This is a genomic window from Pseudomonas sp. F01002, assembly GCF_004402115.1.
In the GTDB taxonomy this organism is placed as follows: domain Bacteria; phylum Pseudomonadota; class Gammaproteobacteria; order Pseudomonadales; family Pseudomonadaceae; genus Aquipseudomonas; species Aquipseudomonas frigoris.
The window spans coordinates 22230-30901 of the sequence record NZ_SOPU01000019.1 but is presented as its reverse complement, the minus strand read 5'-3'; the positions used below and the strand labels follow the sequence as shown (position 1 = coordinate 30901).

Annotated in this window: 10 protein-coding genes and 1 pseudogene; 6 read left to right on the top strand and 5 right to left on the bottom strand. The window is 60.3% G+C overall.

From position 1 onward, the window contains the following. Both E3W21_RS31430 and E3W21_RS17635 read left to right on the top strand, forming a co-directional pair. Positions 1-204: hypothetical protein (locus tag E3W21_RS31430; RefSeq protein ID WP_218570168.1), on the top strand; the 204-nt coding region annotated here is incomplete at its 5' end. An 82-nt stretch (positions 205-286) separates the two neighbouring features. Then, on the top strand, positions 287-1240 hold the full coding sequence (locus E3W21_RS17635; RefSeq protein ID WP_134421270.1) for an adenosine deaminase: 954 nt from the start codon (positions 287-289) through the stop codon (positions 1238-1240). Positions 1241-1327: 87 nt separating this feature from the next. Here the strand turns inward: E3W21_RS17635 and E3W21_RS17630 are convergent. The 3 genes and pseudogenes from E3W21_RS17630 to E3W21_RS17620 all read right to left on the bottom strand — a co-directional run. Continuing rightward, positions 1328-2584: pseudogene (locus tag E3W21_RS17630) on the bottom strand (MFS transporter); the annotation flags it as partial. 15 nt (positions 2585-2599) lie between these two features. After that, positions 2600-3334 carry a helix-turn-helix transcriptional regulator gene (locus tag E3W21_RS17625; RefSeq protein WP_129438742.1) on the bottom strand — a complete coding sequence of 245 codons (735 nt, stop codon included), beginning with the start codon at positions 3332-3334 and terminating at the stop codon, positions 2600-2602. 317 nt (positions 3335-3651) lie between these two features. Continuing rightward, positions 3652-4581 (bottom strand): LysR family transcriptional regulator, encoded by a 930-nt coding sequence (locus E3W21_RS17620; protein WP_129438744.1) that lies wholly within the window; start codon positions 4579-4581, stop codon positions 3652-3654. Between the two features lie 119 nt (positions 4582-4700). Between E3W21_RS17620 and E3W21_RS17615 the strand changes: the two genes are divergently transcribed. The 3 genes from E3W21_RS17615 (at position 4701) to E3W21_RS31185 (ending at position 6434) form a co-directional block, all read left to right on the top strand. After that, complete coding sequence (locus E3W21_RS17615) at positions 4701-4994, top strand: putative quinol monooxygenase (protein WP_134421269.1); 294 nt, start codon at positions 4701-4703, stop codon at positions 4992-4994. 32 nt (positions 4995-5026) lie between these two features. Beyond that, positions 5027-6040, top strand: coding sequence for a zinc-binding alcohol dehydrogenase family protein (locus E3W21_RS17610; protein WP_129438748.1), 1014 nt, complete (start codon positions 5027-5029; stop codon positions 6038-6040). A gap of 223 nt (positions 6041-6263) precedes the next feature. Then, positions 6264-6434 carry a hypothetical protein gene (locus tag E3W21_RS31185; protein ID WP_165353242.1) on the top strand — a complete coding sequence of 57 codons (171 nt, stop codon included), beginning with the start codon at positions 6264-6266 and terminating at the stop codon, positions 6432-6434. 8 nt (positions 6435-6442) lie between these two features. Here E3W21_RS31185 and E3W21_RS17605 read toward each other — a convergent pair whose 3' ends face one another. Further along, the gene (locus E3W21_RS17605; protein ID WP_134421268.1) at positions 6443-7639 is read right to left on the bottom strand and encodes a multidrug effflux MFS transporter; all 1197 of its coding nucleotides are present in this window, start codon (positions 7637-7639) and stop codon (positions 6443-6445) included. 233 nt (positions 7640-7872) lie between these two features. Next, positions 7873-8070: a heavy-metal-associated domain-containing protein gene (locus E3W21_RS17595; RefSeq protein ID WP_046044719.1), complete on the bottom strand. Its 198-nt coding sequence runs from the start codon at positions 8068-8070 to the stop codon at positions 7873-7875. 147 nt (positions 8071-8217) lie between these two features. On the opposite strand from E3W21_RS17595, the gene E3W21_RS17590 reads away from it, so the two are divergent. Then, the gene (locus E3W21_RS17590; protein WP_046044720.1) at positions 8218-8601 is read left to right on the top strand and encodes a hypothetical protein; all 384 of its coding nucleotides are present in this window, start codon (positions 8218-8220) and stop codon (positions 8599-8601) included. Positions 8602-8672 lie beyond the last annotated feature (71 nt).

Genomic DNA, 8672 nt, shown 5'->3' with positions numbered 1-8672 from the left:
GTTCCACGCTTCCTTCCCACACTCGGTCGCCCTCATGCAGTTGCGCTTCGCTTCATTCGCTGTGGCCAGCTCAAGAGAGGACTTTCACCTCTAGGATGGCGCCCATGCTGGGCGCACAAGTATCCGGCCACCACCTGCGCCGAATTCCTGCTCTCGCGCTTCGCCGAGACCTACGCCTATCGACGGGAACAGAAAGCACTGTGATGAACCGGCTGGTCAGGTTTTGCTAATTGTTTCCACGGGCATCTGTAGAATGCTCGCCATCTGCACCTGATGAGAAAAGACTATGTACGACTGGCTGAACGCCCTGCCCAAGGCAGAACTGCACCTGCACCTTGAGGGTTCGCTGGAGCCTGAGCTGCTGTTCGCCCTGGCCGAACGCAACAAGATCGCCCTGCCGTGGAGCGACGTCGAGACCCTGCGCAAGGCCTACGCCTTCAACAACCTGCAAGAATTTCTCGACCTGTATTACCAAGGCGCCGACGTGTTGCGCACCTCTCAGGATTTCTACGACCTGACCTGGGCCTACCTGTTGCGCTGCAAGGCGCAGAACGTGATTCACACCGAACCGTTCTTCGACCCGCAGACCCACACCGACCGTGGCGTGCCGTTCGAAGTGGTGCTCAACGGCATCGCCGCCGCGTTGAAGGATGGCGAGCAGCAACTGGGCATCACCAGCGGTTTGATCCTGAGCTTCCTGCGCCACTTGAGCGAAGAAGAAGCTGAGAAAACCCTTACCCAGGCGCTGCCGTTCCATGATGCGTTTGTCGCCGTCGGTCTGGACAGTTCGGAAATGGGTCATCCGCCGAGCAAGTTCCAGCGCGTGTTCGATCGTGCCCGTCACGAAGGCTTCCTGACCGTCGCCCACGCCGGTGAAGAAGGCCCGCCCGAGTACATCTGGGAAGCCCTCGACTTGCTGAAAGTCCAGCGCATCGACCATGGCGTGCGCGCCATCGAAGACGAGCGTTTGATGCAGCGGATTATCGACGAGCAAATCCCGCTGACCGTGTGCCCGTTGTCGAACACCAAACTCTGCGTGTTCGATCACATGTCTCAGCACAACATTCTCGACATGCTCGAGCGTGGCGTGAAAGTGACCGTGAACTCGGATGACCCGGCGTACTTCGGCGGTTATGTCACCGAGAACTTCGACGCGCTGTACACCCATTTGGGTATGACTCAGGATCAGGCCAAGCGTTTGGCGCAGAACAGCCTGGATGCCAGATTGGTCAAACCTTAAAGTCAAAAGATCGCAGCCTTCGGCAGCTCCTACAGGGTGTACACATAACCTTGTAGGAGCTGCCGAAGGCTGCGATCTTTTTTGCATCTACCCCGCGGTGGCTTCGCTTAATTCTTCCAATGTCTTGCCCCGGGTCTCCATCCCGAACACCCACACCACCCCTGCCGCAATCGCAAAACACATCGCCCCCAGCGCAAACACCCCGCCCTGCCCGGTCATCGGGAACACCAGCCCGGTCACCATTGGCCCGAGCAACGAACCCACGCGGCCAATCGCCGAAGCGAAACCCGAACCCGTGGCCCGCGCCGATGTCGGGTACAACTCCGGTGTGTAGGTGTAAAGCACCGCCCACATGCCGAACAGGAAAAACTGCATCAGCAGCCCCGATGCAATCAACAGGCTGACGTTGCCGCCAAACACCGCGCTCTGACCATAGAGAAACGCCATCACCCCACCGCCAAGCAACGTCACCACGCACACCGGTTTACACCCCCAACGCTCCACCAGCCAGGCGGCCATCAGGAAACCGGGAATCCCGCCAAGGGAGATCAGCACCGTGTAATACACCGACTGAGTCACGGCAAAACCCGACTGCTGCAGCAAGGCGCTGAGCCAGGACGTCAGGCCATAGAAACCCAGCAAGGCGAAGAACCAGACACTCCAGATCATCATCGTGCGCTGGCGATACAGCGGCGACCAGATCTGCCGCAACGCGGAAAAGAAGTTGCCCGGCGTACTCGCCACTCGCGGCAAGCGAATCGGCGCGGGCAACTCCGAACGCCCCAGAGATGCCCGGACTCGATCTTCGATGCGCAGCAAGACCTTGTCTGCCACGTCATGGTGCCCGGCCTGTTCCAGCCAACGCGGTGATTCGGGAATGAAAAAGCGAATCGCCAGGACAAACACCGCCGGCACCGCCAACACCAGGAAGATGTCTCGCCAGCCAATCACCGGCAGCAGGAAGTACGACAGTACGCCGGCGGCGACGAAACCCAGCGGCCAGAAACCATCCATCAGCGCAATGTAACGCCCGCGACCTTTGGCTGGAATCAGCTCCGAGAGCATCGACTGAGCGATGGGAAACTCCATGCCCATGCCGATCCCCAACAGGATTCTGAACAACGTCAGCGTTTCGACGTTCTGCGCCGTGGAGCATAGATAACTGGCGATCCCCCACAACACGATGCTCCACTGGAACACCGGTTTGCGGCCGAAGCGGTCGGCCACCATGCCGGACAGCGAAGCCCCCACGACCATGCCGAAAAAGCTCGAACTGGCCAGCAACCCGGCCTGTGCCGTGCTCAGGCCGAACTCGGTTTTGATCGAGCCGAGCAGGAAGGTCAGTCGATCTCGATGCGTCTACAACGCCATTTCCAGCTCGGTTTCTTTGGCGAATCGATGGATTTCACGCTGCCCCGCGGCGGTGATCTGCAAGGCTCGCGAATCGTTGGGCAAGCTCAACCAACCTGACTGCATGAACAATTGCAGCAACGCCGCACCCAGCGATCCGCCCATGTGCGGGCGTCTTTCGCTCCAGTCCGGACAAGCGCAGGCGACTCGGCTGTTGCGATGAGCCAGCGCCTGGATGAACACACCCCGTGTCGCCAATTGCGTGGCGCCCTTGTGAGTGATCATGACCCGCTGATCGAACTGTTCGATCCAGCCCGCATCCAGCAGGCGCTGGTAAAGATCGGCGGCAAGGGTGCCGCCCAAATGGTCGTCGCAAAGCCTGGCGCGCAATAACGACGAAGGCGCCGCCTGAGGTTTGGCGAGGGGGGGCGTGCGCTTGAAAACGTCCGGGATTTCCCGAGGCGTGCTGGCCAGGGTGGCGCTGGCCAGTGCCTCTATCGCGGCACCCACTTCAGGCGCGGCAAGACGGAAGAACCGCTTGCGGCCGCGGAATTCGACTTTCAACAGACCTCCGGCGGACAAACGCCCCAGATGCGCACTGGCCGAAGACGGTGACAGGCCGGCCAACAAGGCCAGCTCTTCGGTTTGCCGTGCCGAGCCGTCCATCAAGGCCCACATCATTGCGCTGCGCTTTGGGTCAGCCAGCAACGTGGCGATCTGGCTGATGCAAGGTGCATGTTCCATGTATTCACTCCCTGTTGAATCGTTTCGTCTACTGCTCAGAGACATCTTGACCAGTAATGTGTCGTCGGCCAAGGCGTGGAAACCGCCATAAACCGGGCAAAGCCGCCCAATCGCACAGGCCATTGCTTCGCAGGTTTCGCAAAGCCGCGGCGATTGACCATGGGGCCTGGCTGACTCGGACGTGGACTCGCCATGGCGAGATCGACGGTGCGTACATGAGGCGAGCGCTAGTATAGGCGGGTTAACCGCCGGTTCCTGCCCTTGGGAAACCATTGGTGGTGATAGTTCCTGAGTGAAATTTCGCTATTTGCCTGCGACTAATGATCGGGGCCCGATAACGTCGGAAATTGGCTACTCAATCGAGCGCAACGGCTGGCGAGCATTTCCCGCAAAAGGTTCACCGGCTTACTCAATTGTGCGCGATGGGCGCACAGCAAATTCAGCGGTGCGCGCTCACAGAGCAGTTCCGGCATGAGCACTTTCAATCGACCGGCCAGCACATCGGCCGCGACATCGAGCCAGGACTTGTAGGCGATCCCGGCACCTGCCACGGCCCACAGACGGACGACATCGGCATCATCGCTGAAACGATCACCGCTGACGGTCAGGCTGACCTCGCGTTTGCCGTCGTGGAAACTCCAATGATCGTGGACCCGGCTGCCGAGCATGAACAGCAGGCAGTTGTGCTGAGCCAGTTGCTCCAGTTGCCGTGGCTCGCCATGCCGGGCCAGGTAACTCGGGGCGGCACAGAGGACGCGGCGGTTCTGCGGGGCGATGGGCAGCGCCACCAGGCTTGAGTCTTCCGGCTCGCCGTAACGCAGGGCGATGTCCACCGGTTGGCGGAACAGGTCGGCGATGCGGTCGCCCAGCAGCAAACGCACCGTGAGTTTCGGATGCTCACGCTGAAACTCGTCCAGCCAGGGCAGCAGCAGATTGCGGCCAAAGTCCGAAGGCGCCGACAGCTGCAAAATCCCGCTGACCTGGTCCTGACCGCTGGCCAATAAACGACGGCCTTCATCGAGATTGCTCAAGGCGGCCCGAGCGTATTCGAGAAATCCCTCGCCTTCAGCGGTCAGCCGCAGGCTACGGGTAGAACGGGCGAGCAACCGGGCGCCGAGCTGCTGTTCGATGCGCTTCAACGCTGCACTGGCCACCGCGGCCGACATGTCCATCCCGCGTGCCGCCGCTGACAGACTGCCCAGGTCCGCCGCCCGGACAAACAACTGCAAGTCATCGAAACGCAGCATTGTTCAGCCTCGATTATCAAAAAAATATTGAAAGAGACTGCTCTTTTAGCGGGTTTTATCTTGCAGAGAAATAGCCAATCATCCGTCCCATCGAATTCATCCCGTTCCCGGAGCCGAACATGTCCCAGCCTTTCACCGCTATCGCCACCCTCATCGCCAAAGCCGGCCAGCAGGACGCCCTCGAACAGCACCTGCGTGCGCTGCTGGAACCGACCCGCGCCGAGGCCGGTTGCGGTCAATACGACTTGCACCAGGACCTCGCCAATCCTCACGCCTTCTACATGATCGAAAAATGGAGCAGTGACGAAGCCCTGCAGGCCCATGACGCCAGCGCGCATATCCAGAACTTCCGCGCCAAGGCTGGCGACTTTCTCGAACACTTCGACCTCAAGCGCCTGCGCTCCATCGTCTGATCTGCCTTCTTTATTACTTCTCAGGAGCCCGTATGAAAGCCATTGCTTACTACGCCTCGTTGCCAATCAGCGACGAAAAATCTCTGCAAGACATCGAACTGCCAGAACCGGTTGCCGGCCCGCGCGACCTGTTGGTGGAAGTCAAAGCCATCTCGGTCAACCCGGTGGACACCAAAGTGCGCCAAAACGTCCAGCCTGAAGCGGGCGCGCCGAAAGTGCTGGGCTGGGACGTGGCCGGTGTGGTCAAGGCCGTTGGCAGTGAAGTCACGCTGTTCAAGGCCGGCGACAAAGTGTTCTACGCCGGGTCCATCGCCCGCGCGGGCGGCAACAGCGAGCGGCACGTGGTAGACGAGCGGATCGTCGGCCATATGCCGAAAACCCTCGGCTTCGCCGAAGCCGCCGCGCTGCCGCTGACCGCTATCACCGCCTGGGAATTGCTCTTCGAACGTCTGCAAGTGCGTGAAGGCAAGACCGATGAGGGCCAGAGCCTTTTGATCGTCGGTGCCGCTGGCGGTGTGGGGTCGATCCTCACGCAATTGGCCAGCCAGCTCACTGGACTGAAAGTCATCGGCACGGCTTCCCGCCCGCAAACCCAGAGCTGGGTTCGTGAGCTGGGTGCCGACCTGGTGATCGATCACAGCCAACCGTTGAGCGAAGAGCTCAAACGCGCGGGTGTCGATCAGGTGACCCACGTCGCCAGCCTGACCCAAACCGATCACCACCTGGATCAATTGGTCGAGGCACTGGCGCCGCAAGGCAAACTGGCCCTGATCGATGATCCGAAGGCGCTGGACGTGACCAAGCTCAAGCGCAAGAGCCTGTCGCTGCACTGGGAGTTCATGTACACCCGCTCGCTGTTTGAAACCGCAGACATGATCGAGCAGCACACATTGCTCAACCGCGTGGCTGAGCTGATCGACGCCGGGACGCTGAAGACCACGGTCGGCGAGCACTTCGGGACCATCAACGCGGCGAACCTGCGCCGTGCCCATGAGCTGCTCGAAAGTGGTAAGTCCAAAGGCAAGATTGTGCTTGAAGGGTTCTAAAGATCAAAAGATCGCAGGCTGCGCCAGCTCCTACAGGGATTTGTGTACGACCTAAACCTGCGGACTGTACGCAGATCCCTGTAGGAGCTGGCGCAGCCTGCGATCTTTTGCCGTCAGTCCGAGAGTTGACCCTTGTCACAATTGCGATCGTATTCGGGTCTACAATCGAGGCTCTGCGGCACAATCGTTTACGTGACATCTTTTACGAGAGGAGAGATCAGCAATGAAGATCCTGATAAAAGAATTGGCAAAATCCCAGTGGCAAGTCCGTCTGGACCAACACGCCGTGACGTTCCGCAGCGAAGCCGAGGCCCGCGCCTTCACCCGCACCCTCGAAGCGCGACTACAAGCACCTCATCAAATTATTGACCGCCAGCAGCGTGCCGCTGGCTGAGTCCGCCCTCAGACCTGGGCTTGCGCCAGCGCCCGGGCATTTTGCAAGCGCCGGGTGAGCATCGCCACGCTCACCACCAGAACTCCGCACAGGCTGATGACCATGGCCATCGGCATGGCGCTGCCGTCGTGTAAAACACCCACCAATGCTGCTGCCCCGGCGGCGACGCTGAATTGCAGGCAACCGAGCATCGCCGATGCACTGCCGGCCCGCGCGCCCTGCCCGTTCATGGCGCAGGCCGAGGCGTTAGGCAGGATGCAACCGAGGCTGGCGATACAGACAAACAGCGGAATCAGCAACGGCCATAGCTGCGCGGTGTGCAACGAACTGACGGCCAGCAGCGCCAGACCGGCGCCGACGTAGATCCACACGGTGCGCACCAGCAGAAACGCCGGACCACGCTTGGCCAGCAATCGCGCGTTGAGCTGCGCCACCAGAATGAAACCCGCCGCGTTGGTACCGAACAGCCAGCCGAAATGCTCGGGCGGCACGCCATACAGCTTGATGAAAACGAACGGTGAACCGGCGATGTAGGCAAACATCCCGGCGATGGCGATGCCACCGGTCAGGGCGTGGCCGAGGTAGACCGGGTCCGACAACAGTCGACCGTACTGACGTAACGCCCCCGACAACGGTTGACGCGGCACATGGGCCGGCAGACTTTCCGGCAGCCCGAGCGCCACGGCCAACCCTGCCAGCGCACTGAAACCGGTCAACACGAGAAAGATCGACTGCCAGCCCGTGGTGTTGACCAACAGCCCACCCAGCATGGGCGCAAGAATCGGCGCCAGGCCCATCACCAGCATCAGCTGCGAAAAGACCTTCGCCGAACCCACCGCATCGCATTTATCGCTGACAATCGCCCGCGCGATCACCATCCCCGCGCACCCGCCCAACGCCTGAACGAAACGTGCGCCGATCAGCCATTCGAGGTTCGGCGCATAAGCACTGGCCAGAGAGGCCGCAGTGAACAGCCCGACACCGGTCAGCAAGGGAATGCGGCGCCCAAAACGATCTGCCACCGGGCCGTAAGCCAGTTGACCGATGGACAAGCCAAGGAAATACGCCGCCAGGGTCAGCTGAACGTGTTTTTCATCGGTGCCGAAGGCGAGCGCCATCGCCGGGAAGGCCGGCAGATAGAAATCGATCGCCAGCGGACCGAAGGCGCTCAAGGCGCCAAGAATCAAAATGGAACGGAAATTCATCAGGCATCCAGTTGGACAGGGTCGGCAGCCCCACAGTCTAGCCGCGCATGGACGCCTTGAACATTCCGTTAGGTCGCTAACTATTAAAAACCACTGAATGAATGCAAAACCTGTGGGAGCGGCGGTGCGACGATTCGACTTGCTCGCGAAGACGGTGTGTCAGACAACGTTGATGGCGACTGACACACCGTCTTCGCGAGCAAGCCCGCTCCCACATGGAATTGTGTTTGGACTCAGGCGACTTTCGCCTCGTAGCCTTCTTCGGTGATCACCGCGATTACCTGATCCGCCGACAAAGCGCTCTCGACGCCGACTTCTTTCGCGGCCAGATCGATACGCACGCTGGCCGCCGGATCCTTGGCTTGCAGCGCCTGGGTGATGGCTTTGACGCAGTGACCACAGGACATGCCTTGAACGTTGAACACTTGCATGGGATGACTCCTTTCGTGAAGTTGTGTGCAGTCTCGAGCTTGCCATCATGGCAAGGTCAAGTTCTGAAGTGAGCTGCCGGGCTGGCAATCGGCGTCGTGCTCGGCCAAGCTGCGTCCATCAATGACTCGACATCAGGAGATTCAGCCATGCGCTGGTCAGCTCTCAGCCTGTTTGGCTTTCTCAGCCTATTTGCCGCGACACCTTCAGTTCAAGCCGCCGGGGAGGACTATGGCGTACTGATCATTTCCCGCGAGCGCCTGGAAGTCGCGACCTCCTGCGAGATCGGCGTGTACATTCACGATCAGCTGTCGGCGCGGTTATTCCAGGAACAAAGCACCTCGTTCAACCTGCCGCCGGGCAATGTGTCCTTGCGCCTTAAGTTGCTGCCGGGCCAGGCGCCGGGCTGCAACCCGGGCATGCTCGCACCGGGTTCACAGAACATCACGCTCAAGGCCGGTGACGTGTTGAAGTTCCGGATTGCGATGACGCAGGAAGGGATGTACCTCAAACCCGCCGCCCTCGAATATTGAGTCGCCGGTAAAAAAAGATCAAAAGATCGCAGCCTCGTTGCACTCGACAGCTCCTACAAGGTTTCGTATCC